The 24,737-nt window shown below is 45.0% G+C and carries 23 protein-coding genes; 13 read left to right on the top strand and 10 right to left on the bottom strand.

What is annotated here, in order from left to right; genetic code table 11:
• Nucleotides 1–16: 16 nt before the first annotated feature.
• The 6 genes from F0228_RS16440 (at nucleotide 17) to F0228_RS16415 (ending at nucleotide 7,427) form a co-directional block, all read left to right on the top strand.
• Nucleotides 17–1,051 (top strand): efflux RND transporter periplasmic adaptor subunit, encoded by a 1,035-nt coding sequence (locus F0228_RS16440; RefSeq protein ID WP_105059283.1) that lies wholly within the window; start codon nucleotides 17–19, stop codon nucleotides 1,049–1,051.
• Between the two features lies 1 nt (nucleotide 1,052).
• Nucleotides 1,053–2,138 (top strand): efflux RND transporter periplasmic adaptor subunit, encoded by a 1,086-nt coding sequence (locus tag F0228_RS16435; protein ID WP_171762476.1) that lies wholly within the window; start codon nucleotides 1,053–1,055, stop codon nucleotides 2,136–2,138.
• Nucleotides 2,131–5,241 (top strand): efflux RND transporter permease subunit, encoded by a 3,111-nt coding sequence (locus F0228_RS16430; RefSeq protein ID WP_061031736.1) that lies wholly within the window; start codon nucleotides 2,131–2,133, stop codon nucleotides 5,239–5,241. The genes F0228_RS16435 and F0228_RS16430 overlap by 8 nt, the downstream gene beginning before the upstream one ends.
• 77 nt (nucleotides 5,242–5,318) lie before the next feature.
• Entirely contained in the window at nucleotides 5,319–5,885 is a 567-nt protein-coding gene (locus F0228_RS16425) for a DNA-3-methyladenine glycosylase I (protein ID WP_017108386.1), read from the top strand.
• 109 nt (nucleotides 5,886–5,994) lie between these two features.
• On the top strand, nucleotides 5,995–6,966 hold the full coding sequence (locus F0228_RS16420; RefSeq protein WP_171762475.1) for a winged helix-turn-helix domain-containing protein: 972 nt from the start codon (nucleotides 5,995–5,997) through the stop codon (nucleotides 6,964–6,966).
• Nucleotides 6,957–7,427, top strand: coding sequence for a hypothetical protein (locus F0228_RS16415; RefSeq protein WP_017108384.1), 471 nt, complete (start codon nucleotides 6,957–6,959; stop codon nucleotides 7,425–7,427). The genes F0228_RS16420 and F0228_RS16415 overlap by 10 nt, the downstream gene beginning before the upstream one ends.
• A gap of 102 nt (nucleotides 7,428–7,529) precedes the next feature.
• Here the strand turns inward: F0228_RS16415 and F0228_RS16410 are convergent, their stop codons facing one another.
• Nucleotides 7,530–8,714, bottom strand: coding sequence for a cystathionine beta-lyase (locus F0228_RS16410; protein ID WP_171762474.1), 1,185 nt, complete (start codon nucleotides 8,712–8,714; stop codon nucleotides 7,530–7,532).
• 182 nt (nucleotides 8,715–8,896) lie between these two features.
• On the bottom strand, nucleotides 8,897–10,351 hold the full coding sequence (gene cls / locus F0228_RS16405; protein ID WP_061031734.1) for a cardiolipin synthase: 1,455 nt from the start codon (nucleotides 10,349–10,351) through the stop codon (nucleotides 8,897–8,899).
• A 366-nt stretch (nucleotides 10,352–10,717) separates the two neighbouring features.
• On the opposite strand from cls, the gene F0228_RS16400 reads away from it, so the two are divergent.
• From F0228_RS16400 to F0228_RS16385, 4 genes are all read left to right on the top strand, one after another.
• Nucleotides 10,718–12,151, top strand: a complete 1,434-nt coding sequence (locus F0228_RS16400; protein ID WP_105059285.1) for a sodium-dependent transporter — start codon at nucleotides 10,718–10,720, stop codon at nucleotides 12,149–12,151.
• Nucleotides 12,152–12,340: 189 nt separating this feature from the next.
• Nucleotides 12,341–13,957, top strand: coding sequence for a methyl-accepting chemotaxis protein (locus tag F0228_RS16395; protein ID WP_116870297.1), 1,617 nt, complete (start codon nucleotides 12,341–12,343; stop codon nucleotides 13,955–13,957).
• Nucleotides 13,958–14,113: 156 nt separating this feature from the next.
• On the top strand, nucleotides 14,114–14,812 hold the full coding sequence (locus F0228_RS16390) for a TIGR01621 family pseudouridine synthase (RefSeq protein ID WP_171762473.1): 699 nt from the start codon (nucleotides 14,114–14,116) through the stop codon (nucleotides 14,810–14,812).
• Nucleotides 14,813–14,820: 8 nt separating this feature from the next.
• A complete protein-coding gene (locus tag F0228_RS16385) occupies nucleotides 14,821–15,774 on the top strand; it encodes a class I SAM-dependent methyltransferase (RefSeq protein ID WP_102425365.1) in 954 nt (317 codons plus the stop codon).
• Between the two features lie 77 nt (nucleotides 15,775–15,851).
• Here the strand turns inward: F0228_RS16385 and F0228_RS16380 are convergent, their stop codons facing one another.
• The 5 genes from F0228_RS16380 to F0228_RS16360 all read right to left on the bottom strand — a co-directional run bounded on the left by F0228_RS16380 (nucleotide 15,852) and on the right by F0228_RS16360 (nucleotide 20,825).
• Nucleotides 15,852–16,472, bottom strand: coding sequence for a CDP-alcohol phosphatidyltransferase family protein (locus F0228_RS16380; protein WP_105059288.1), 621 nt, complete (start codon nucleotides 16,470–16,472; stop codon nucleotides 15,852–15,854).
• Nucleotides 16,462–17,112: an ATP-binding cassette domain-containing protein gene (locus F0228_RS16375; protein ID WP_171762472.1), complete on the bottom strand. Its 651-nt coding sequence runs from the start codon at nucleotides 17,110–17,112 to the stop codon at nucleotides 16,462–16,464. The genes F0228_RS16380 and F0228_RS16375 overlap by 11 nt, the downstream gene beginning before the upstream one ends.
• Nucleotides 17,078–18,778 carry a thiamine ABC transporter permease gene (locus F0228_RS16370; RefSeq protein WP_171762471.1) on the bottom strand — a complete coding sequence of 567 codons (1,701 nt, stop codon included), beginning with the start codon at nucleotides 18,776–18,778 and terminating at the stop codon, nucleotides 17,078–17,080. Before F0228_RS16370 ends, F0228_RS16375 begins: the two co-directional genes overlap by 35 nt.
• 5 nt (nucleotides 18,779–18,783) lie before the next feature.
• Nucleotides 18,784–19,950 (bottom strand): ABC transporter substrate-binding protein, encoded by a 1,167-nt coding sequence (locus tag F0228_RS16365; RefSeq protein WP_171762470.1) that lies wholly within the window; start codon nucleotides 19,948–19,950, stop codon nucleotides 18,784–18,786.
• 428 nt (nucleotides 19,951–20,378) lie between these two features.
• Nucleotides 20,379–20,825, bottom strand: coding sequence for an META domain-containing protein (locus F0228_RS16360; protein ID WP_004734625.1), 447 nt, complete (start codon nucleotides 20,823–20,825; stop codon nucleotides 20,379–20,381).
• 188 nt (nucleotides 20,826–21,013) lie between these two features.
• Between F0228_RS16360 and F0228_RS16355 the strand changes: the two genes are divergently transcribed.
• Nucleotides 21,014–21,277, top strand: coding sequence for a DUF1289 domain-containing protein (locus F0228_RS16355; RefSeq protein WP_081090307.1), 264 nt, complete (start codon nucleotides 21,014–21,016; stop codon nucleotides 21,275–21,277).
• A gap of 108 nt (nucleotides 21,278–21,385) precedes the next feature.
• The gene (locus tag F0228_RS16350) at nucleotides 21,386–21,553 is read left to right on the top strand and encodes a hypothetical protein (RefSeq protein WP_171730168.1); all 168 of its coding nucleotides are present in this window, start codon (nucleotides 21,386–21,388) and stop codon (nucleotides 21,551–21,553) included.
• A 40-nt stretch (nucleotides 21,554–21,593) separates the two neighbouring features.
• Here F0228_RS16350 and F0228_RS16345 read toward each other — a convergent pair whose 3' ends face one another.
• From F0228_RS16345 to F0228_RS16335, 3 genes are all read right to left on the bottom strand, one after another.
• Entirely contained in the window at nucleotides 21,594–21,896 is a 303-nt protein-coding gene (locus F0228_RS16345; RefSeq protein ID WP_171730227.1) for a thiamine-binding protein, read from the bottom strand.
• Nucleotides 21,897–22,020: 124 nt separating this feature from the next.
• Nucleotides 22,021–22,242: a hypothetical protein gene (locus tag F0228_RS16340; RefSeq protein WP_008222442.1), complete on the bottom strand. Its 222-nt coding sequence runs from the start codon at nucleotides 22,240–22,242 to the stop codon at nucleotides 22,021–22,023.
• A gap of 277 nt (nucleotides 22,243–22,519) precedes the next feature.
• The gene (locus F0228_RS16335) at nucleotides 22,520–23,788 is read right to left on the bottom strand and encodes a DEAD/DEAH box helicase (protein ID WP_061031725.1); all 1,269 of its coding nucleotides are present in this window, start codon (nucleotides 23,786–23,788) and stop codon (nucleotides 22,520–22,522) included.
• 209 nt (nucleotides 23,789–23,997) lie between these two features.
• Here F0228_RS16335 and F0228_RS16330 point away from each other — a divergent pair, with 209 nt between their 5' ends.
• On the top strand, nucleotides 23,998–24,624 hold the full coding sequence (locus F0228_RS16330; protein ID WP_171730169.1) for a LysE family translocator: 627 nt from the start codon (nucleotides 23,998–24,000) through the stop codon (nucleotides 24,622–24,624).
• Nucleotides 24,625–24,737: the final 113 nt, after the last annotated feature.

Raw genomic sequence — 24,737 nt, 5'->3', positions numbered from 1 at the left:
ATATGGATGATCACCAATGTATAGAGCCTCCCTTGTCCTATTGACGGCCTTAGCTGGGTTGTCTGGGTGTGGTAAGGAGCTTCCTCCCGTGCCTGAACCTGAATCCAGACCCGCCAAACTCTTCACTGTCTCCGTCGGTAACAATGCTTTTGAGCGTAACTTCCCTGCCACAACCGAAGCTGGTGACAGAGCGGTACTTGCATTTCGTGTTCCTGGATTATTACAGAGCATAGATGTGACTGCCGGCCAGCATGTGTCGAAAGGGGATGAACTTGCCAAGTTAAACCCCGATGAATACCAACTACTCGAGAAGCAAGCAAAAGCGAATTTTCAGCTAGCCGATGTTCAATATCAACGTGCGATCAAACTTCGTAAAGATCGAGTGGTATCAGAGCAAGATTTCGACCAAGCGAAAGCGAATCACAATTCAGCTCGAGCGGTGCTTAATCAAGCCAATGCGAATCTTCGTTACACCACATTGGTTGCTCCGTATGATGGCACTATTTCCATTATTCCTGCAGAAAACCATGAATATATTGCCGCCAAAGTGGGCGTCATGAATATTCAGACCAATCAAATTCTTAAAGTCGTTTTCTTATTGCCCGACCAACTTATCACGCGCTTTTCTTCTGGGTTTGAAACCGATGCGACTATGATATTTGACGCGTTTCCTGATAACTCTTACGTGTTGACGTTCCAAGAGGTGGATACGGAGGCCGATCCTAAAACCGGTTCGTACAAGGTGACCATGGTGATGGAAAGGCCGACAGATGTAGGCATTTTACCGGGTATGTCTGGTACCGTGAATCTCGTGTCGGCTCAAGCGGCTGCAACTAAAATTCCGACTTCAGCAATGATGACTGATGGCGACGATGTATCTGTATGGCGTGTAAACAGTGACGGTATCGTTGAGAAAGTCGCGATCGTGATTGATGAAAAACGTCATATTGTCTCTGGACTTAATGATGGAGACCGCATCGTAACCTCTGGAGTCAATGGCCTTGAATCCGGCATTAAAGTTCGAGAGTGGATCAAGGAAAGGGGGCTATAACATGAGTGCATTTAAATTAGCGACAGGATTGTCATGTTTAGCTTTGCTGACCGCGTGTGGAGAGAAACCACAAGTTGAAGTCGATAATACGCCATTAGTGAAAGCGATTGAGATTTCAGTATTAGATTTCAATGACAAACTGTATTTCCCTGCCGTTGCCAACGCGGCGGAAAAAGCCCACCTGAGTTTTCGAGTGGCGGGTGAAATATTTAGGCTCGATGTCAAAGAGGGTGAACGAGTTGAAGCTGGAGATGTGATTGCTGAGCTTGATCCAACGGACTATCAATTAGACGTCGATAATGCGCAAGCTCGATATACCGTAGTGAATAGCCAATTCAGGCGTTCAAAACCTCTTGTGAAAAAGGGCTTACTCGCGAAGTCTCAGTTTGATGAGATTGCCGCTCAACGTCAGATCGCATACGCCGAGTTAGAACTGGCGAAGCTACGTCTATCTTTCACGATGTTAAAAGCACCTGTTGATGGGATTATTTCCCGAGTGAGTGTCGATCAATTTGAGAACATTCAAGTGGGTCAGCAGATTGTGAATATTCATAGCGTGGAAGATGTCGAGGTCGTTATTCAGCTTCCTGATCAAATTTACGTTAACCAACCAAGCGAAACTATTCTAGAAAATGTTACCGCACTCGTGCGAGTTCCGAGCGGTAATGAGTATCCAGCAGGCATTAAAGAGTTCACCACAGAGCCCGATCCAAGCACCGGAACCTTTACCGTGACCTTGGCACTACCGATGCCCGAAGACGATCTGATTCTGGACGGTATGGCGGTCGACGTTACCTCACATGGTCGAGATATTGGATTGGAACTGAAAGCTGGTGTTTTAGTACCTATAGAGGCGGTATTCAATGCTGACGGCGATGAACTTACTCGCAAGAACTCATTCGTTTGGGTCATTAATGACGACAATACAGTTTCAAAGCAGAAAGTGGTATTAGGTAAAGCCAACCAGAAAACGTTGCAAATAATCAAAGGATTAGAGATGGGGCAACATATAGTTGTAGCGGGCGTATCGCGATTGCGAGATGGGATGACAGTGGAAGTATTATCTCAGGAGGCGAACAATGAGTGAAGCAAATAACAAGCCCCAGAATGACGCTCAGCAGGGTGATGAGCAGATCACGGGTGTAGCGGCTTACTTTATTCGCAATAAAGTCATCAGTTGGATGCTCTCGTTGATCTTCCTGATTGGTGGTGTTTCTGCCTTCTTTGGTTTGGGGCGTTTAGAAGACCCGGCTTTTACCATCAAAGATGCCATGGTTGTCACCTCTTACCCAGGTGCGACACCTCAGCAAGTAGAAGAGGAAGTAACCTATCCATTAGAGAAAGCGATCCAACAACTTACCTATGTTGATGAGGTTAACTCTATTTCTAGCCGCGGCCTGTCTCAGGTAACGGTAACGATGAAGAATAACTATGGTCCAGACGATCTGCCGCAGATTTGGGATGAACTTCGTCGAAAAGTGAATGACTTGAAAGTGTCACTGCCGCCTGGTGTGAACGACCCTCAAGTTATCGATGATTTTGGTGATGTTTACGGTATTTTGCTCGCGGTAACCGGTGATGGCTACAGCTACAAAGAACTATTGGACTATATCGATTATTTAAGGCGAGAGTTGGAACTGGTTGATGGGGTCAGTAAAGTTTCTGTTTCTGGTCAGCAGCAAGAGCAAGTGTTCATTGAAATCTCGATGAAACGGATTAGCTCTTTGGGTATCTCGCCAAACACGGTATTTAATCTTTTATCGACTCAAAACATTGTTTCCAGTGCGGGTGCGGTGAGAATTGGTGACGAATACATTCGTATCCATCCTACGGGCGAGTTCCAGAATGTAGAGCAATTGGGTGATTTGATCCTAACCGAAGGTGGCGCTCAAGGCCTCATCTACTTAAAAGATGTAGCAGAGGTAACCCGTGGTTATGTTGAAGTACCGACTAACATTATCGGCTACAACGGCAAACTAGCACTTAACCTTGGTGTGTCCTTTGCGCAAGGCGTAAACGTGGTCGCGGTGGGTGAAGCGTTTGACCGAAGATTGGCAGAGCTTAAGTATCAACAGCCGGTCGGCATCGATATTTCTGAGGTGTATAACCAGCCAAAAGAAGTAGATAAATCAGTAAGCGGCTTTGTGGTGAGCTTGGGGCAGGCGGTTGCGATCGTAATCGTGGTGCTGCTGTTCTTCATGGGTCTGCGTTCCGGTCTGTTGATTGGCTTGATACTGCTACTGACCGTGTTTGGTACCTTCATTTTTATGCAGTACTTCAAAATCGATCTACAACGTATCTCACTGGGTGCATTGGTTATCGCACTGGGGATGCTGGTGGATAACGCCATAGTGGTGGTCGAGGGGATATTGATCGGCACGCAGAAGGGGCGAACCCGGATGCAGGCCGCGACTGATATCGTAACTCAGACTAAATGGCCATTGCTCGGTGCAACGGTTATCGCGGTAACGGCATTTGCGCCTATCGGTTTGTCTGAAGACTCGACGGGTGAGTACTGTGGCACCTTGTTCACGGTTCTACTTATCTCGCTAATGTTGAGCTGGTTTACGGCTATCTCAATTACGCCATTCTTTGCCGATATCTTCTTTAAAGGTCAGAAGGTCGATGCAGATAATGAGGGCAAAGATCCGTATAACGGGATGGTCTTTGTTATCTATAAGAACTTTTTAGAGTTCTGTATGAAGCGTGCATGGTTGACGATGGCTGTGTTAGTCATAGGCCTAGGGGCGAGTGTTTACGGTTTTGGTTTCGTAAAACAAGCTTTCTTCCCATCGTCGACGACACCGATGTTCCAAGTCGATGTGTGGATGCCAGAAGGGACCGATATCCGAGCAACCAACACCAAGCTTAAAGTGCTAGAAGGTTGGCTGGCTGAACAGGACGAAGTAGAACATATCACGACGACTGCAGGTAAAGGCTTGCAACGTTTCATGCTAACTTACGCACCTGAGAAAAGTTATAGCGCTTACGGCGAGATAACGGTGCGTGTGAAAAGTTACGAAGTGCTTGAAGGGCTAATGAAACGCTTCCGTGAGCACGTAGATGGTCAGTTCCCAGAGATAGATTACAAGCTTAAGCAGATTGAATTAGGTCCTGGTGGCGGTGCGAAGATTGAAGCACGTATTGTAGGTTCTGATCCAACGGTACTTCGTTCAATTGCAGCCCAAGTGATGGATGTAATGCGTGCTGATAGCGGCGCATTTAACGTTCGCCACGACTGGCGTGAAAGAACTAAGGTACTAGAGCCTCAGTTCAATGAAAGCCAAGCTCGTCGTTACGGTATCACTAAGTCTGATGTTGATGATTTCCTCGCGATGTCTTTCTCTGGTAAGTCGATCGGTGTGTACCGTGATGGTACAACGCTGATGCCGATTGTGGCTCGTTTACCAGAAGATGAGCGTGTCGATATTCGTAACATCGAAGGTATGAAGATCTGGAGCCCTGCGTTAAGTGAATACATTCCACTGCAACAAGTGACTTTAGGTTATGAGTTGGAATGGGAAGATCCACTGATCATTCGTAAGAATCGTAAGCGTATGCTGACAGTCATGGCGGATCCTGACCTACTGGGCGAAGAAACCGCTTCTACGCTACAGAAGCGCCTACAGCCACAAATAGAAGCGATTGAGATGCCACCGGGTTATTCTCTTGAGTGGGGTGGTGAGTATGAGTCATCTGCGGATGCGCAGGCGTCACTATTCACAACCATGCCTCTTGGCTACTTGTTCATGTTCTTGATCACCGTGTTCCTGTTTAACTCAGTAAAAGAGCCGCTGATCGTATGGTTAACGGTACCACTGGCTTTAATCGGTGTAACGACTGGCTTGCTGGCCTTAAACACCCCGTTTGGCTTTATGGCTCTGTTAGGCTTCTTGAGTCTATCCGGGATGCTTTTGAAGAACGGTATCGTACTGCTTGACCAAATCGAGATTGAGATGAAGTCAGGTAAGGATCCTTATGTTGCTGTTGTTGATGCTGCGCTAAGTCGTGTTCGCCCGGTATGTATGGCAGCGATTACGACGATTCTAGGTATGATTCCTTTGTTGCCTGATATTTTCTTCAAGCCAATGGCTGTTACCATTATGTTTGGTTTGGGTTTTGCGACGGTACTGACGCTTATCGTTGTACCGGTACTGTACCGCCTGTTCCATAAAATTGACGTAGCATAACTCTAATTTACTTTTGAAATAATGCCCCGACTTGGGGCATTATTTTTATGTACGATTACCAAAGTGAGATTATCGAAATGGAAGCGAATACCGTGGAAAGAACCTGTGCATGGGCACTCAAACATGAACTTGAAAGGGAATACCACGATACGGAGTGGGGCGTACCTGTCTACGATGACCAAGTGTTGTTTGAATTCATCACTTTGGAGGGCGCTCAAGCGGGACTTAGCTGGATTACTATACTGAAAAAACGAGAGGGCTATCGTGCTGCGTTTGAGAACTATGATCTCAACAAGCTCGCTGCTTTCAATGAGGACAATGTACCGAGCATTATTGAAAACTTCGATGTGGTTAAGCATAAGGGCAAGATTGCCTCGGTATATAGTAATGCTCGCGCAACGCTGGAACTTCAGAAAGAGTTTGGCTCACTATCGAATGCTTTATGGCAGTTCGTTGATAACAAAGTGGTCGATAATCAGTGGACCGAGATGTCTCAAGTACCCGCTTCAACAGAGCAATCCAAAGCGATGAGCAAGTTTTTAAAGAAGAGAGGCTTTAAGTTTGTAGGAGAAACAATCTGTTACGCATTTATGCAAGCCACCGGTATGGTGAACGACCACATCGTTGGTTGTCCTTACAAATAAAAGTGTTAATTATTGTCGCGAAATAATTGTGTGAAAATTGGAAAATTCACTAGCCATTTATAAACTATTCAATATCATATGCGACCGAATTAAAACCTAGAAGACGATAGTGAAACAACAAAGCTACCAAATTTGTGATGCTAGTTATGATCCCTTGCTTAGGCAGTTTGTGCGTGAAGATGGCCACGTAGAAACTATCGCGCCGTTAGAAGGTAAGGTGTTCCTGTTCTTACTGGAGAATGCTGGTGAATGCATTGAGCGAGGCCTGATATTTGAAAGGTGTTGGGGTAACGTCATTGTCTCAGAGCAAGCTCTAACCAATGTGATATCTAAGATCAGAAAAACGCTGTCTAGAGTCACTTGTGGTTGTGCAACAATTCGTACCGTAAGTAAAACCGGCTATTCCCTTGAAATCAATGAGTCGAAAGGAACAAGCTCAAACACCCAAGCTGCGCCTCAAGTAGACCTTGATGAAGTCCAGTCGGCGTCTGTAGCGACTATAGCAGCAAAGCCAACGATTCAAGAGGAGTCGATCGTAACAGCAGATAAAGCCTCAACGACAAGCCAAGAGCCTGTAGAGAGTTCTTCGGCTATAACTTCGGGCTTTACATCTTCAAATCAAGCGCACGGTTCGGTTGCACTTGGTTTATCAAGCATAACTAACAATAAACATGCTATCAAAGCAGGCTATATAATCGCACTTATTTGTGTTCTCGTTACTGCGTTCAATCTATTCCAAACTTACTACAAGCCAACGCCTTACTTTATCGATGAGGCGGAATATAGTGATAGTTACACAGACAATACTAACCACTATTTTTTCCATATTGTTCATGGAGATTCCTATTCGCTACCAGCGATAACTGAAAAGCTGACCAGTGTGATACCTAGCCACTGTAATGTGGATGTGTTTGTTCGTATTTATCCATCTGTCGATCAGCCAGAGAGCGATGCTTTGTACATGTTAGTTCAAAGGAAGGATGGCGAGGCTCTTAATTATGGGGCGACGATTTTCAATGTAGAGACGTCTTTTGACTCGTTTGCAGCTCATATGAAACAGAGGAGCTACTTTTGCGATTAATTGGCTTACTCATTTTATTGGTAATTGCTTCGGCAAGCTTTTTTCTCGACCAAAATGCACTGGCGGGCTCTCGATGGCACTGTAAAACGCTAAAAACGGATTTCTTATCTCAGGCATTCCGACCGTACCAATCGCTTTATGAGCGAATGAGCATTACTTTTCAGTCTGACCAAACTTTTAGCATGAGAGAGTTTGTGACGATTACAGAGAAAGACGGTACCGAAGGCACGATGGAAAACCTTTATTCGGGTTACTATGGTTTGGATGGGGATCATTTGTCGATGAGCATTATTGATGTGAGAACCGCAACTCCGTTTCATGATCCAATCATCAATCAGGAATACAGTGAGTACAAAGGAGTGACCATTGATTACTCGATTTTGGAGAAGGAGCAGTCCCTGTATCTGTTTAATGAACACCGCTCTGAAATCTTTAATTGGACATGCTACAAGGTTCACTAATCAGCTATTAGGGCTTGTGGGGCTGTACGCTGTTGATACGCAGAACTGAAAAAAGGCAGGGTAGTCCTGCCTTTTTAGTCTCGGTAAGCTTGATGCTAAAGATTAAACGAGCGCGTTGTAACGCTCCAATCCAGCCTCTAGATCTGCAATCAAATCATCAACATCTTCTAAGCCGATATGAACACGAATCAAGGTACCTTCGAAGTTAGGGTTCGCAACGGTTCTTAGGCTATCAAAACTGCTCGGTTCGTTCGCTAGGATCAAACTCTCAAAGCCGCCCCAGGAGTAACCCATACTAAAGTGCGTCATGCCATCAAGTAGCGCTGTGGTCGCTTTTGTATTTGAGTTTTTGAGCACGAAAGAGAACAAGCCATTACCACCGGTAAAGTCTCGCTTAAAGAATTCATTGCCTGGGCAAGACTCTAGAGCTGGGTGACGAACGTGGTCGACTTCTGGACGTGTTTCTAACCATTTAGCGACTTTCAAGCTACTTTCTGCGTGTTGGCGCAGTCGAACATCAAGAGTACGTATGCCGCGTAGGCCAAGGTAAGCGTCGTCTGGTGAAACACACTGACCCATCAAGTAGCTTTGCTCTCTTAGCTGATCCCAGCATTTCTCGTTCGCGACCGCTGTACCTAGCATCACATCTGAGTGGCCAACGATGTATTTGGTTGCGGCTTGAATCGAGATATCAACGCCAAACTCAAACGGAGAGAAGTTAACGCCGGCTGCCCAAGTGTTGTCTAGCATCACGATGATGTCATGTTCGTGAGCAATACGCGCAAGCGTTGGAATGTCTTGGACTTCCATGGTGACAGAGCCCGGAGACTCGGTAAACAGTACCTTGGTGTTTGGCTTGATAAGGTCTTGGATACCTTCACCAATGGTTGGCTCGTAGTAGGTGGTTTCTACACCCATTTTCTTCATGATGGTGTCACAGAAGTCACGAGTTGGCTCGTAGCACGTGTCGACCATCAGAATATGGTCGCCTGTTTCTACAAAAGAAAGGATCGCATTAGAGATAGCTGCCGTTCCACAAGGGTAGAGTGCACAGCCAGCGCCGCCTTCCACTTCAACCATCGCATCTTGGAAAGCGAAATGAGTGTTGGTTCCACGACGTCCGTAAAAAAGGGTTTTGTTAGCGCGGTTAATCGTAGCCTTACGCTTTTCTTCTACTGAGTTAAATACGACAGTTGAAGCGCGTTGTACTGGTGGGTTAACAACACCATTGGTCCACTTCTTATCACGACCGGCTGTGATCAGTTTAGTGGTTTTGTTCTCGGACATGCTGTGAATTCCTTATCAATCGGTTATGTCCTATTTAAAACATGCCAAGAGTGTTCAAAGCAAGAGCGGAGCGGGGATTTTTGCGCTTTTCTTACGATTTTTAACCTTTCACTCAGTTAACAGTGAAAGGTTAAAAATGATCGATGGGGAAACAACGAGCCATAATCGACTTATTGCTGGAACTATAGGAGTGGGTTGAACAAGTAGAACAGCCTCTCAAAGAAGCGATTACTTAGGTTTCTTTGCTCCCACTGTTCTAACTCTACAGAGTGAGATGAAGCGATATAAGATTTCTGCAGTTCAGAGAGTGTTTGAGTGAAATGCACATCGTCCACAGCGAGCGTTACTTCAAAGTTGAGCCATAAACTGCGCATGTCGATATTGACCGTTCCAATTAAGCAGAACTCTTCATCGATGACTACCGATTTGGTATGAAGAAGACCACCGTAAAACTCGTAGATCTTCACACCCGCCTCGAGTAGCTCGGTATAGAATGCACGAGAGGCCCACTTAACCATCAGCGAATCATTATTGTGTGGGATGATCAGTTCGACGTTGACACCACGTTGAGCCGTCATCTTAAGGGTTTCTAACAAGTCCGCACTCGGCACAAAGTAAGGGGTCGTAATACGCACGGTATGGTTAGCCTGATTGATCGCAATAGTTAGAACTTGCAGGATCAAATACTCCGGCATACCTGGACCCGACGGCACAACTTGTACGGGGTGATGCGTCACTGCTTCTTCTACAGAGCACTCAGGTAACTCAGGTAAAATACGCTCGCCGGTTTCTACTTCCCAGTCCCAGCCGTGGATTGCAGAGAGCACGTTAACGGTTGGGCCGGTGACGCGAACCATCACATCAATCCATTGGCCAACGCCCGAGCTCTGTTTGAAGTGAGCTGGGTCGACCATATTCATCGAGCCTGTGTAGGCAATAGTCTCATCAATAACAATAATCTTACGGTGCTGCCTTAGATCAAGGCGTCGCAAGAAAATACGCCACGGGCTCACTTCCAATGCTTGTACAACATGAACACCCGCGTCTTTCATCATTGCGAGCCAATGGCTTTTGAAAAAGCGCGGGCTACCCGCTGAATCGAGCAAAACTTTAACATCTACGCCACGTTTTGCTGCGCGAATCAGCGCAGAGGCAACCGAATCGGTCAGGCCACCTGGATGCCAAATATAGAAAACCATCTTAATACTGGTTTGGGCATTTTCTATATCTTCAATAATTGCGTGTAGGATCTCGTTTGGTGAAGATTGCAGGGATAGAGTGTTTCCACTGAGCGCAGGAATGCCCATTCGATTGTTACAAAGCTCGTCAATCTTATGGATAGGGGAGCCGACTTTCCCTGGTTGGTGAAGTTGGCAATCGTTCAATTGACGGAACCAATCACCAAAGGGAGTAAACATGCGATGTGCGCGTTCAGCCCTTTTCCTGCCAAGATTTAGCTCGCCAAATAGGAAGTAACAAGCCACCCCCACAATTGGGATAATGTATATAACCATAAGCCAAGCGAGAGAAACGCTGACAGAGCGTCGTTTTAGTACAACACGCAATGTTACACCGGCGACAAGTACCCAGTACAAAGCAACAGCGGCTAATGTTAAAAAATGGTAGAGCTTTTCCACATTGAATACTCGAAAAAAGAGATACTTAGATAGTAATGCTATTTTGTGGATATGGGAATTTAAGGAATCAACTATTTACAAAATAGAGCAAAAGCTGTAAACAGGTTATAGTTGTTAAGTTTTGGTTAACTTAAGAAGAAAACGATTGTTTTGTATGAAAAGGCGGCATTTAACCATAAAAATTTACATTGGTAACGAAATATGTACGGTTCGGACTTCCAATTTTATTCTTAAACTGGTTTACTTGCTATACAAAGAGCGTCAATCAAATCTTCTAAGTGTGTAAAGTCGTTTTTACACCTTATCTTTTAAAGACGCCACCCAAAGCAAAACACAACATCACACAACACAAATTTTGGAGTAAACGTGGCTACTAGTAATACAACCACAACACCCCGTGATACCTGGGGTTCGAAGTTAGGATTCGTAATGGCTGCAGCAGGTTCTGCTGTTGGCTTAGGTAACATTTGGAAATTCCCATACACAGCAGGCGAGAGTGGCGGTGGTGCATTCGTTGCAATTTACCTGTTTTTTGTAATTTTCATCGGTTTCAGTGTAATGCTGACTGAATTTGCTATTGGCCGTCATACGCAAAAATCAGCAGTAGGTGCATTTAAATCAACTGACCGTCGTTGGACGTTCGCTGGTGTTATTGGCGTAGTGAGTGGTCTACTTATCATGGGTTTCTACCCTGTAGTAGGTGGCTGGTCTATCGCATACATCGGTAAGATTGCTGGTGGTCTTCTAGACGCACCTGAAGCAATCGGTGACAGCTTCGGTGGTTTCATCTCTAACCCAGTTCAACCACTAATGTGGATGGGGCTATACCTACTTCTTAACGTTGTTATCGTTATGAAAGGTATCTCGGGCGGTATCGAGAAAGCGGGTAAGGTTCTAATGCCACTGCTATTCCTGATCCTTATCGTGGTATCGATCAAAGGTCTGACTCTTCCAGGTTCTATGGCTGGTCTTGAGTTCCTATTCAGCCCTGATTTCTCTAAGGTAGACAGCAACGTAATTCTAGCTGCACTTGGCCAAGCATTCTTCTCACTATCTCTTGGTATGGGTTGTATGTTGACTTATGGTTCTTACCTTAAGAAGAAAGAAAACCTAGTTCAAACTACCGCTATGGTTACAGCAATGGATACAGGTGTTGCTATCCTAGCTGGTGTTGCAATGTTCCCAGCAATGTTCGCATTCGGTATGGAGCCTGCAGCAGGTCCTGGTCTAGTATTCGTTGTTGTTCCTCAGCTATTTGCTGAAATGGGCGGCGTAATTGGTCTTCTATTCGCACTTATGTTCTTCATCGGTCTAAGTGTTGCAGCTCTAACATCTTCTGTTTCTCTACTTGAGGTTGTGGTTTCTTACCTAATCGACGAGAAAGGCATGAAGCGTGTAACAGCAGTACTGTCTGCAAGTGTGGTAATGGCTGCGCTATGTATCTTCGCTTCTCTATCTCTAGGTGGCGTTGGTCCAACACTATTCGACACGGGCGCATTTGATATCTTCGACCTACTGACAGATAAGATCTTCCTAGCTGTTGGCGGTATGTTGGTATGTATCTTCGCTGGTTGGAGACTAAACCGAGCAGACCTAGAGAAAGAAATCACTAACGACGGTGAAGTATCTTTCCCACTATTCGGTCTATGGTACACACTAGTTAAGTACATCATCCCAGTAGCTATCGCAATCGTTGCATTCATGGGTATCTCTTCTGGCTTCGACAGCGGTAAAGGTGCAATCATGCTACTAGGTATTGGTATTATTGCTGGCTCTGCGCTTATCTCTAAGAAGCTATAGTTTTAAGAAGCTACAATCGCGAGCTAAAGTAAGTTACAAAACGGGAGCCAATGGCTCCCGTTTTTTTGTACCTGTAACTTAATAATCGATAAAAAATAATCGTTGGTATTCACTAAAGTTATCCGTCTGGTAGACGATATATTAAATGTTAAGGCTGTATAAGCTGTCGTTTATTTAGGTAGGTGTTGTGTGAAATTATCTGTAAGAAAAAAGCTTTATGCTGGGTTTGGCTCAATTTTGGCGGTGCTTGTTACCTTAGTTACCATCGTCTGGTTTGAAGTCATTGATGCCCATAAAAGCGCAGATGAAATTAGAATGGACGATGTTCCGGGTACTGTTACCTACCTTGTGCTGATTGATGAAGCGGGTGATGTATACCGAGATGCGCTGGGTGCAATTACACTGGTTGATAACGCACTGAATGACTATCGCACTAATAAGAGTGAGTTCGCTCAGGCTATTGAACAGGCAAAACGCTTGGAAAGCAGAGGCTCTGAAGATCATCGCCGTATTCTGCGTATTGAAGAGTTAATGGGACGCTTCACCCAAGAGTTTGAATCTAAGCTTGTACCTAAGATCAATGATCAGTATGAGCTACTAGCCAACATTCAACAGCTGCGTTCTCTATACGAGACCAACTTGATACCCATTGAAAACTTGCTGGATCAAGCATCTGCAAGTGAGCGAGCGGATACCGAGCAGTCGCTACTGATACTCACCGATACGTTTACTACTATTGAACGCACTATCATGGTGTTGTCTGCGATTGCTATCGTCTTCGGTTGTGTGATTGCGTATATGTTGTCGAGTTCTATTACTAATCGCCTGACTCGTGTTGAACAAGTAGCACGCCGCGTGGCAAATGGTGATTTAACCGCAGCTGACATTACCGATGAGTCTGGTGATGAACTAGCTGATCTTGCTAGTTCGATTAACCAGATGCAGAAGTCGTTAGTGGACTTATTAGGTTCTATTTCTTCTGTGACGCACGAAGTTCAATCTGTTACTGGTGAGCTATCTTCTATTAGCCAAGACATTGTAACGGGCGCTTCTGCTCAAGCTGATAAAGCGAACTTGATTGCAACGGCTGCTGAAGAGTTAAGCTTGACCATTTCAGAAGTGGCGCAGCAGGGTACTTCGACTTATGAAGAAGCACGCCGCTCTGAAACCTCTGCAGAAGATGGCCGCAACGTGATTGTCGAAATGGTGGCGAGTATTCAACAGGTGTCGACTCAAATGAGCGATATGTCTCTGCAAATGAATACTTTGGGTTCACATGGTGAGCAGATTGGTAGTGTAATTAAGGTAATCGAAGACATTGCTGAGCAAACCAATCTGTTAGCGTTAAATGCGGCGATTGAGGCGGCACGTGCGGGCGAATTCGGTCGTGGTTTTGCTGTGGTTGCCGATGAAGTACGCGCGTTAGCGGAGAGAACGACCAAAGCGACACAAGAAGTGTCTGGTATTATTCAGTCGATTCAGTCTGGCACTCAAGAGGCGGTGACTTATACCCAAGATAACTGCCGCTTAGTTGAGATTGGTGTTGAGCAAAGCTCTGGTGCTGTTTCTGCCCTAGAAGCGATTGTAAGCGGTGCAGGCAATGTACAAAGCATGGTTAACTCTATTGCGACCGCAGCAGAAGAGCAGACCGCTGTGACCAAAGAAATTGCTGCAGATATCACGGCAATCAGCGATATCTCTGAGCAATCCTTGCAGCTGGCAACGCGTAGCTCAGAAAACACTTCAGGTTTGAACGGTAAAGTTGCGGAGCTAGAAGCCTTGGTCGGTAAGTTCAAGCTCGCTTAGTTTCTATTTATAGGGGGTAAAACCTACCCTTGAATGCAGACAACGAGAAACAAGCCCAGCGATTCAATCTTTATTGAGTGAGTTGGGCTTTTTCGTGGCTGGAATCTGGATTCAGACACGGTATACTCCACCTTCTATAACGGAGCTAGCCTTTACATGTTCGATATTCTTCTCAATCACTCTGATTTTTTACTCATCAATAAGCACCCTGGAATCAGCGTCCACAAAGACGATGGTGATACCATGCTGCTTCAAGAAGTCGCTAAGGCAATCAATGAGCCTAAGCTGTATCTCGTTCATCGTCTCGATAAAATGACTTCAGGTATTCTGTTATTAGCCAAGAGTGCATCGGCGGCTAGTGAGCTTTCGCAACTATTTGCTAAGCGCGAAGTGGAGAAGTACTACTTGGCGATTGGCTCTAAGAAGCCGAAGAAAAAGCAGGGTTTGATTTCTGGGGATATGGAGCGTTCACGACGCTCTAGCTGGAAACTCTTAACAACCAAAGAAAACCCAGCGATAACTCAATTTCTATCAGCAGCGGCTGAACCTGGTGAGCGACTTCTTTTATGTAAACCCTTTACTGGGCGCACGCACCAGATCCGCGTGGCGATGAAGTCGATAGGCTCAGCTATCGTTGGTGACCCAATTTATAATCCATCGAGTGAGGCTGACAGAGGTTATCTGCATGCCTTCGCGATTCGATTTACCTATCAATCACAAGCCTACCAATTTGTCTGTGACCCAAGGAGCCTAGACTCTTTAGGCGAGAAGTGGCAACAAGAAACCGTATCTAACGGTTTGGACGGTTGGCTTGAACCTTGGTCATTAAGTTGGCCAAAGCTAAATACTAAGTGAGTGAAATAATGGAAGCATCTGCTTTACCGGTATTTTTTGAACATATCGAACAACAGCTAAACGAAGTACCTAACGAGCTACGTCGTATTTTTCATGGTCGTGGTAAGTTTTGGCCAGGCCTAGAACAGATCACATGTGATTGGGTCGATGGCCAATTATTGGTGAATGTGTTTAAAGAGGTTGATGACGCGTTTTTGTCTTCGCTTAAAGATGGCTTGTTAGCGTTGACCAGCAAAGATATCTGGCAAACCAAGCAAGGCACAAGCATCGTGCTTCAACACCGTTATGCTGACGGCGCACCTTCGGAAGTATTATGGGGTGAGCTTAACGACTCCCCAGTAGTTGTTGAGCATGGTCTCAAGTATCAGTTAGACATTGGTCGTAACCAGAACTTTGGTCTGTTCCTAGACATGCGTAACGGTCGTCAATGGGTGCAAGACAATGCCAAGGGTAAGAACGTACTTAACTTGTTCGCATACACTTGTGGCTTCTCTGTGGCTGCCATTGCGGGTGGCGCTCGTCAATGTTTGAACGTTGATATGTCACGAGGCTCATTGAACAAAGGCCGTGATAACCACCGTTTGAATGAGCATGACATGCGCTCGGTGAATTTCCTTGGTTACGATATCTTTAAGTCGTGGGGCAAAATCAAGAAGGGCGGTCCTTATGAGTTGGTGATTATCGATCCACCTTCGTTCCAAAAAGGCAGCTTCGCCCTAACTAAAGACTATAAAAAGATCTTACGCCGTTTGCCGGAGCTTCTAACGGAAGGCGGTGAAGTGATCGCATGTGTTAACTCACCTGCAGTGTCACCTAACTTCCTTATCGAGACGATGGCAGAAGAAGCGCCAAACGTTGAGTTCATTGAGCGCCTAGACAACCCACCTGAGTTTGTGGATGTCGACCTTGATTCAAGTCTTAAGGTACTGAGATTTAAGATTAGCGCTTCTACTGACGCTTAATTGATTCTAAACATCAGTTAGAAAAACGCCGCTCATATTGAGCGGCGTTTTTGCATCTTGTTTTTGTCGTTAGATTGCTAACTCTCTTGCTGAGTCTTAAGAGTTTGGAACCCAAAATAGATACGCATAAATGTGGTGAGCCAACATGCTGCACCAAAGGTATAGGCGATAACAGCAAAGTGTTGTGGCCAAATACAAAAGGCAATGAAACAGGCGATGGTCTCTGTCCCTTCGGTTAGGCCAGACATGTAGTAGAGAGACTTGTGCTTGTACACTGGATTCTCAATACCTCGTTTGCCCGCCATCACCGCAAACGCCAAAAAGCTACTGCCTGTACCGATAAAAGAGAAGATCAAAAATGCGCCGGCAATGGCGTTGTGTTCTGGATTGGCAATCACGAAACCAAAAGGGATCAGTGAATAGAAAAGGAAATCTAAACTGATGTCGAGGAAACCGCCCGCATCACTGATACCTTGGATTCGAGCCAAGGCGCCATCAAGCCCATCACAAACTCTGTTGAAAATGATGAAGCCCAACGCCCACTCATATTGCTCAAACGCTAACGCCGGAAACGCCAAACAACCGACCAAAAAACCGAATAGGGTGATTTGATTAGCGGTAATACCGACTCGATTCAGTACTTTTGCAGACTGGTTTAATGGCCACTTGATGACCTTTATTGAGTACTTATCCAGCATGGTTGCTTCTCCATGGCCAAGAGAGTACTTGAGCCCCTTGAGGCACATCTGCTTCGTCGTGCGTCACCATCAGGGTTGGGATATTAGCTTTGGTTAATTGCTCAAATACCCAGTCTCGAAATTGTGCTCTGAGCTCTTGGTCTAACTTACTGAATGGTTCATCAAGTAGAGCCAATTTAGGCTTCGCCAATAACATACGAGTTAAACTGATTCTCGCTCGTTGGCCACCAGAAATCTGATCGGGAAAAGACTCTGCTAAGTGTGTCAGTTCAATGTCTTTTAACGCTGCCATGGCTTGCTGTTGGCGAGCAGAGCCTTTAACCGAATTAGGTAGTGAGAATGCCAAGTTTTCCCATACTTTTAAGTGAGGGAACAATAGATCATCTTGAAAAAGAATACCGACCTTACGTTGGTGTGATGGGAGATCGTCCAGTTGAATGTCATTCAAAACAACACTTCCAGAATACGAAAACTCTTCATTCAAGTGGCCTGCGATGGCGTCCAATAAGGTGGATTTACCGCAACCGCTCGGTCCCATCAATGCCAGTATCTGGCCCGATTCTAATGTTACATTTAGCGCTGAAAACAGCGAATCACCACCAGTTTTACGGATGGCGAGGTCGTTGAGGTACAGACTCATTACTTAAGAAACCTTTGAAAGTAAGACGGCGATATCTGAGTTGAAGTCGGCTGACTAATATCGCTAAAGAGAAAAAGAACAGAGGCAACAAGGCCTGCCAAATAGCATAAATGGCGGTCACTCTACGGTCGAAGCCGCTCGTTAGGGCGACAGATTCTGTGGTGATGGTACTAATACGCCCTGCACCTAGTATCAGTGTTGGTAAGTATTGAGCCAAACTCACGCTGATACCAACGGCCCACGCAAAGGCAATGGCAGGTAATAAGATAGGTAGCTTGATGGAGTACCAGCTTTGAAATGGCGATTTGCCCAAGCTGAGTGATGCTTTAATAAGTCCATCGTTGAAGCTTTTCCATGGTCCATCTAAAGATAAATAGACAAATGGGAAGGCGAAGAATACGTGCGCCCAAATCACCCAGAATTCATAGGCATTACTTCCTACATACAGCGTGGTGACTTGCATACCAAATAATACCGATAGCTGTGGGATCAACATCGGAATTGCGATAACAAAACCAGGCACTTGCCACTTGTATTTGATTCGGTACTCATGAGCAATCAGTGCAAGGACCAGCGCAACTGAAGCTGCGATTAGACCAATCCATAAGCTTTGACCAACGGTACTCATGATGCCATCCCATTCAAATTCCCAAAAGCTCATGCTGTAGCGACTCGGAAGTAAGTCAGGGAAGCGCCAACGTTGAGCCACGCTCCAAATCATCATCAAAGGAATGATTGCGAGTGATAGTGTTGCCAAAGCTGTGAATACGGTTTTTCCTGGTAGTTTAATGCCTGTTCGCCCCGAATATTGCCAAGCTCTAAAGAACTTCAATACAGCCCATTCAATGAAGCGGGCTAAGGCGATGATCAAGGACGCTAAGCCAAACAGAACAATAGCGCCAGCCGCTGCTCTCGGCAGTAGGTTAAGATCGGGATCGTTAAACCATTGCCATACTAAAACGGCAAAAGTAGGCGGGTTAGTTGGGCCAATGATTAGCGCAATATCGACAACCGATACGCTGTAAGCGAGCACCGCCAACATTGGGAAGCGAAGCTTGGTGAACCATTGTGGGAAAATGCACTTCCACCATATCTGTGAGCGACTATAACCCAATGAAGCACTCACCTTAGTAATACGCTCAACGTCAATTTGCTGAAGTATCGATATACTCATGAGCAATAAGAAAGGCACTTCTTTAATTGCCAACATAATGATCAAGCCAAATGCATACGGATCTTTTACGAGTAACGCTAACTCGGAACTGGTCGCGGATTCACCAAGCAAATGATGCACAGCTCTCGCTCCGAGACCTGTCGGGCTAAATAGAAAAGCAAAGCCAATGGCGAAAGCCACATGGGGAATAGCCAGCATAGGTGAAAGGGTCAGTTCGATCTTTCTCCAAAATCGGTTTCTCCACGAAGCTTGGAGAATACAAAAGGTAAGAAAGCATGCGATGTAGCTGCTCGCAATCGCAGAACCAAGACTCAAACCAATAGAGTGCCAAGCGCCTTCCCATTGGAATACTTGGCTAAAACCGTTGAGAGAGGGCTCCATCAACCCTAAGGGCGGGATATAACTGAGTGACGAAGCCACTACTCCCGCTACCCCAGGAATTGTTGGGATAATGCATACCACTATAACGACAAAATATAGAGCACGTAGCATCGAGCTTAGTTACCGTATCGTTTTAGCCACTCTTTCTCGAGTGCGTTTTGCCAGCTTGGGTGTGGTTCATCAATCGATTTAAATTGCTGAGTATTCTTAGCGCTACCTGTTAGGTACTTGCTGCTCAATACTGAAGGGTCACCCCAAACATTGAGGTCACCTTTGCGCGATTGTGCTTCTGGGCTTAACAAGAAGTTGATGGTCACTTGTGCGCCTGCGGTAGCATTGGCATTCCAAGGGATCGCAAGGAAGTGGATATTAGATAAAGCACCGTTTTCCAACGCATAAGCTTTGGTTGTTTCTGCTAAACGACCACTTGATTGCGCTGAATACACAGAGTTTGGATTGAATGTAATTGCGAGGTCGAGTTGTCCGTCATCCAAAAGCTGAATGCTCTCTGATGTGCCTGCAGGGAATTGTTTACCACCGCGCCATGCAACTTTGTGGAATTTATCTAAGTAAGCCCATAATGGTGCAGTGATCGCTTGGAAGTTCTCTTCTGAAACAGGCTTCGCGAGTTCAAGGCTGTTGTTGGTTAGCTCAATCAGTAAAGACTTAATAAAGCTAGTACCATGAAATTCTGGTGGGCGAGGGTAGCTTAAACGGTTAGGGAATGCCTGAGCGTAGCTCAACATCTCTGAAAACGATTGTGGCGGATTGTGCAGTGTTTCTTGGTCGTGAATGAACACCAATTGCCCAACGCCCCAAGGTGCTTCTAGCCCTTCCGTTGGTTCAGAAAAGTCGACATCAATGGGTAAAGACTTATCGACGTACTTCCAGTTAGGAAGGGATTCTGTAAATGGCCCAAACAACAGTTTGTTGTCTTTCATTGAACGGAAGTTCTCACCGTTGATCCAAACGATATCGACACTGCCTTCGCTATTCTTACCTGCGGCTTTCTCCGCAAGTAGGCGAGTTGCTGTTTCAGCGATATCTGTGACTTTTACATGTTTTAACGTTACGCCATAGTCACTTTGTAACTTCTTGCCTGCCCATTGTAGGTAACGGTTGATCTCTTGGCTTCCGCCCCAAGCGTGAAAGTAGACAGTTTGTCCTTCTGCCTGCTGTTCTATTTGATTCCAGCTATCGGTGGATGTTGCTTCATCAGCATAAATGGTTGCGCTGTAGGCAACGGTTGCCATGATTCCTAACGTACTTACTATCTTGTTCATAAACTTTTCCATTTGGTAGTGAACGGGCAAGAGCATTGTGTTTTCGAACTCCCTTGGCCATGTCGACCTTTCGTGGCTAACGAAAGATCAACACGGCATAATAGTTATTCTATCTGTTTCTCAAATAAATTCTAATTCAACAGTAAATTCAATCAATTACTTGAGAAGACCTAGGGAGTTCTCAGTTGAGTTTTGTTCAATGTGTAGTTATCTATGAAACTCAACAGACTCTAGGCTTTTGCCATCCTAGCAACAGACCGCTGAACCGTTGAATTTATTGCATCTAAATGAGCGATTTTTGAGGTTTGTTGGAGGTTGGTACGAAAAATCGGCGATGAGCGTCAATTTTGAAGAAGTAGTGAGGGCAAGCTGACAATAAAAAAGGAGCCATCGGGCTCCTTTAATCAGTATTTGGTTTCGATGACGGATTAGTTTACCCAGTCACGAATTGTGTACGTAAGCGTGTGTACATCGTTTTTCAGTACTAGCGTATCGTTTGTTAGCGTTACGTCACTCCACTCACTTAGAGTGGCAGAAACCGATTGTTCGATTTCCATCGCAGAGCCATGACACATTTTCATTGTCATGCCCATTTGCTTGATACGGAATTGACCGTCTTTCAACTCGCCTTGACCAAAGAAGTTGTTACAACCAGCCATGCCGTTTGCAGTCATCTTTTCACCGATCTCTAGACGAGGAGCTGCTTGGTCTTCGCTTTTCACAATGTCCTTGCCATCAATTTGCGCAAGTTCCCAATTATGGTGCTGTAGATCGGTTGGTGTTACTTGCATCGCGTTGTCACCTGTTGTTGTGCATGCTGCTAACATCATAGGTAAAGCGGCTACTGCTAGTAATTTTTTTGAACTAAACTTCATATTATAAGGCTCCAAAGGAAAGAACGAAGTTACCGAATAAGTGTAACTTGATGGGTTGAAAGTATAGTTTACAAAACACTATATGTGTCAGTATAAGGTCATAGTTTAGTATGGATTTCGTAGGCGTGGCGACAACTTAATCGCTTATTTTTGAGATAGTAAGCGTAATTTTGAATGTGTAAGGAGGCATGGTGGAGCAGTTAGAGTTTTTCCAAGTTCCAAGCCCTTGCGTTGGGGTTTGCTCAAGTGATGACAAAGGCTATTGCAATGGTTGTATGCGCAAAAGAGAAGAGCGCTTTAATTGGATGTCGATGACTCCCGCAGAGCAATTGCACGTGATAAAGCTGTGTCGTCAGCGCTATAGACGAAAAATAATGAAGCAAAAAAACTTGGTTGGTAAACAGGTCGACGAAGAGGGAAATACAAGTCCCCAAAGAGATCTTTTTGGCTAAAGAGGATGTATTAAGATTTTATTTAACTCCGAAGTAACTATTACTTTACATAATGGTTGGGGTGTAATATTAAGATAGGTACCTTTGTACCAGAGGAGTGGTGTCGGTATGAATAAAAAGAACGTAAAACTCAAAACAGAGCCCGTCAAAGCACTGGACCGAAAACCGATTGGGGCGAAAGATGCCCCTGAAGAGAGCCCACGAGATTGGCACTCGATGTCAGAAGAAGAGCGAATGGAAATCCTTTCTCACCTTTCAGACATGCCTTTTCAATAACACCACGGGTTCTTCAGAGCCTTGCTTTAATGGCACTTTCTCAGACAAACATATGATTTGCTTTCGTCACACCCCGATGGTAAGTGCAAAATGTATCATCGGCCTCGGTGGTTTTACTGTGGATCTTAATGTTTGTGATAACTTCTACAGCCCCTGCATCGTAGCAAGCTTGTTCTGCTTTTTTTACGATATCGAGTAATTGGTTAAGTTCACCTTTCATCGTGGTTTCCATCGCACCGACTTGGGAAGGCACATCGGCAGCTTTCACAACTTCAATAGCTTTATCAACCACTTCGAAGTTGTTGCCTTCTTTAACGCGAGGGATCACTTGGAAGGCAACCATCACTTCTTTTTCTCTTTTTAACTCAGACACTTTCTGCTTACTCAATGATTGGAAGTGGTTGCAGATGATAGGTTAATGCGGAGATTAATTCTACAGCAGCAAAGCTGGTGGGTTTTTCTTGGTTTTATTTACTACCCCAATGATCGCTAACCCAGCCACCAATGTGTTCGTCAAAATGATTACCACTGAATCTTTGGTTGCGTTCAACCGACGTATCACAATCTTCTTTGTTATCGATTAGGGTTTGAATGTAGTTTGCCATCGGGTCATTGGAACGTTGACGATCTCGGCGAGTTGCCACTTCCTTTATCAGTTGTAATCGATATGTAGAGCTAGCACGTTTCATTTCAATGACCTCCTGGTTTTAGACACTAATAGAAAAATCTAGTTGCCAGATATAGGGGCGTCAACGTGTTCAGAAAGTATTTTTTTTGAGCGACCAAGAATCAATACCTTGCCTTCGTAATTCATAAAAATGTCATCTAACGAGCAGCATTATTGTCATATTTAGGTCTAGGAAGCGGCTATTTGAAGCGCAAAAAAGCCCAGAAAATTCTGGGCTGAATTTAATTGAAATGACAGCCTCTAAGTTTGAGCACTGAGGTTGACTCGTTGCTATCGCTCTACTTTGATCTCGTTGGCTTAGCGCTGTTGGATCTAGAGCTATTCGGTTTGCTCTTAAACTGTTTGACGCTCTTCTTTTTCGCCGTTCTGCGGTTTGCCATTTTGTCTTTCGGTGGGCGCTTACGAGCCGTTGATTCTGATGCTGGTTTGTCTGTGACTGGGAAGCCTTCCAATGACTGTAGCGGCAGTGTTTTGTTGGTTAAAGTGCGAATGGCAGTGAGGTAGTCAGTTTCACTGTGGCTGACCAGCGAGATTGCACAACCAGTACTTCCTGCTCTCGCCGTTCTTCCAACGCGGTGTACATAAGTCGCTGCATGAGGCGGTAACTCAAAGTTAATGACAATAGGTAGCTGATCAATATGGATGCCACGAGCCATAACATCGGTCGCGATAAGCACACGGGTATCACCATTTTTGAAGCTGTCTAACGCCTGCGCGCGCTCTTCTTGGCTCTTGTTACCATGTAATGCACTCACGCTGATTTTGGCTTTGTTTAACCGTTTGGTTAATGCGTCTGCATTGTCTTTCGCGCCCATAAACACCAATACTTGTGGCCATGGGTTCTGATTGAGCAGTGCGATTAATGCCTGAGCTTTACTGCCTTTGTTTACTAGATACAGTGTTTCTTCAATCGTTTCGACAACGCTGTTTTCTTGATGCGTTGTGATCTTCTCTGGGTTTGATAAAAGCGTTTCAGCCTGATTAATCAACTCTGGAGGAAGTGTCGCTGAGAATAACAGTGATTGGCGTTTAGTCGGCAGAGCTGCGGTGATCGCTTGAATATCTGGCCAAAAGCCCATGTCGATCAATCGGTCAGCTTCATCTAAAACCATTGATGTGCATTGAGTTAACTCCAACTCGCCACTTTTAATGAGTGCAAGCAGGCGCCCTGGTGTAACGATAGCGAGCTGAGGTGTGGTTGATAATTGCTGCTGTTGTTCATCTGTATTCACACCGCCCGTGAGCGTTACTGTTTTGATACACAGGGCGGTTGCGATCGGTTGTAAAGACTCAGTCACTTGAGATGCTAGCTCGCGCGTTGGAACGATGATCAGTGCTTGCAGTTTATTCGAATCTTGGTCGATGTTGTTTAGCAAAGGTAAGCCAAAAGCCAATGTTTTTCCGCTGCCTGTTTGCGCTAATGCAAGTACATCTTTTCCGGAAACAATCTTAGGAATGGCCGCTTGTTGTATCTCAGTCGGCTTATCGAATTGAGATGGGATAGCAGCAACGGTTTTTACTTTAAGGCTTAGGTTATCAAATGACATAAATGAACCAAGTATCGAAAGGGAGATGAAGTCTAACAGGGCTAGAAATGTTAGAGAATCAGTTTTGTTTGCTTCACGATAAACGTAATTATTATATGCGCTAACTTAGCACGCTAGTCATACTAGTTAATTAAGCGTTGAGCATATTGTAATGGTATCAATTGGACGTACAATGTCTGCCCTAAAAACCTTCACTGTATGAGAACAAAATGAGTTGGGATAGTATCTGGCTGTTCATTGTTATTGTCTTTTTTATTGCCATTATTCCAGGACCCAATGCCTTGCTTGTACTAAGCACTGCGTTGACTCAAAGGAAGTTGTTCGCATTTGTGAATGTGTTGGGCGTGTCATGTGGTTTCTTTTTCCACGCTTTTATCTCTGCAAATGGTATCAGCCTGTTATTGTCGAAAACGCCAATGGCATTTGAGGGGCTGAAGTGGGCGGGTGTGTTGTATCTTATCTGGTTAGGTTACAACCATTTTCGTGCGGCACTGCGTGCTCAAGAGGGCGTGCTTTCTGTCGTGAGTGCATCCGGGAGCAAACTCTATAGCCAGTTTTTTAAAGGGCTACTTACGAATCTGCTTAACCCGAAAATCGTCCTGTTTTATCTATCGATCTTCCCTCAATTTGTGACTACAGATGCAATTGTCTCCGACAGCCTGATTCTTGGCGGGATTCAGGCAATGGTTGTTTCAATGTGGTTCTTGGTTGTGATTTTAATGGCAGATACCTTCAAACGCTTGTTGGTTCAAAAGCGCACCTCGCAGATGATGAATATTGTATGTGGCGTGCTATTTGTTGGGTTCAGTATTCAGCTGGCTTTATTTCAGCTTTAGGTTTTATGATCTTTTATGAGGTATTGAGGCTGAGATGATACGACTCATATCTCACTTTTTAGTGAATCATAGGGAATCCGTGACTCTCTACACAAATGCCTAAAGCAATAACG

The organism is Vibrio sp. 99K-1, from assembly GCF_013114585.1.
Taxonomy (GTDB): Bacteria; Pseudomonadota; Gammaproteobacteria; order Enterobacterales; family Vibrionaceae; genus Vibrio; species Vibrio chagasii_B.
The sequence above is the reverse complement of the archived record's forward strand: the minus strand, read 5'-3'. Positions and strand labels throughout refer to the sequence as shown.

Excerpts from the sequence above, each read along its gene's own strand:
- F0228_RS16375 (WP_171762472.1), bottom strand. The coding sequence starts at position 17,112 with ATGAGTCTGTACCTCAACGACCTCGCCATCCGTAAAACTGGTGGTGAT.
- F0228_RS16345 (WP_171730227.1), bottom strand. The coding sequence starts at position 21,896 with ATGGTTGCCTTCCAAGTGATCCCTCGCGTTAAAGAAGGCAACAACTTC.
- F0228_RS16365 (WP_171762470.1), bottom strand. The coding sequence starts at position 19,950 with ATGAACAAGATAGTAAGTACGTTAGGAATCATGGCAACCGTTGCCTAC.
- F0228_RS16330 (WP_171730169.1), top strand. The coding sequence starts at position 23,998 with ATGAGTTGGGATAGTATCTGGCTGTTCATTGTTATTGTCTTTTTTATT.
- F0228_RS16340 (WP_008222442.1), bottom strand. The coding sequence starts at position 22,242 with ATGAAACGTGCTAGCTCTACATATCGATTACAACTGATAAAGGAAGTG.
- F0228_RS16440 (WP_105059283.1), top strand. The coding sequence starts at position 17 with ATGTATAGAGCCTCCCTTGTCCTATTGACGGCCTTAGCTGGGTTGTCT.
- F0228_RS16360 (WP_004734625.1), bottom strand. The coding sequence starts at position 20,825 with ATGAAGTTTAGTTCAAAAAAATTACTAGCAGTAGCCGCTTTACCTATG.
- F0228_RS16380 (WP_105059288.1), bottom strand. The coding sequence starts at position 16,472 with ATGCTGGATAAGTACTCAATAAAGGTCATCAAGTGGCCATTAAACCAG.
- F0228_RS16370 (WP_171762471.1), bottom strand. The coding sequence starts at position 18,778 with ATGCTACGTGCTCTATATTTTGTCGTTATAGTGGTATGCATTATCCCA.
- F0228_RS16425 (WP_017108386.1), top strand. The coding sequence starts at position 5,319 with ATGGAAGCGAATACCGTGGAAAGAACCTGTGCATGGGCACTCAAACAT.
- F0228_RS16335 (WP_061031725.1), bottom strand. The coding sequence starts at position 23,788 with ATGTCATTTGATAACCTAAGCCTTAAAGTAAAAACCGTTGCTGCTATC.
- F0228_RS16350 (WP_171730168.1), top strand. The coding sequence starts at position 21,386 with ATGAATAAAAAGAACGTAAAACTCAAAACAGAGCCCGTCAAAGCACTG.
- F0228_RS16390 (WP_171762473.1), top strand. The coding sequence starts at position 14,114 with ATGTTCGATATTCTTCTCAATCACTCTGATTTTTTACTCATCAATAAG.
- F0228_RS16355 (WP_081090307.1), top strand. The coding sequence starts at position 21,014 with ATGGTGGAGCAGTTAGAGTTTTTCCAAGTTCCAAGCCCTTGCGTTGGG.
- F0228_RS16430 (WP_061031736.1), top strand. The coding sequence starts at position 2,131 with ATGAGTGAAGCAAATAACAAGCCCCAGAATGACGCTCAGCAGGGTGAT.
- F0228_RS16435 (WP_171762476.1), top strand. The coding sequence starts at position 1,053 with ATGAGTGCATTTAAATTAGCGACAGGATTGTCATGTTTAGCTTTGCTG.
- F0228_RS16385 (WP_102425365.1), top strand. The coding sequence starts at position 14,821 with ATGGAAGCATCTGCTTTACCGGTATTTTTTGAACATATCGAACAACAG.
- F0228_RS16410 (WP_171762474.1), bottom strand. The coding sequence starts at position 8,714 with ATGTCCGAGAACAAAACCACTAAACTGATCACAGCCGGTCGTGATAAG.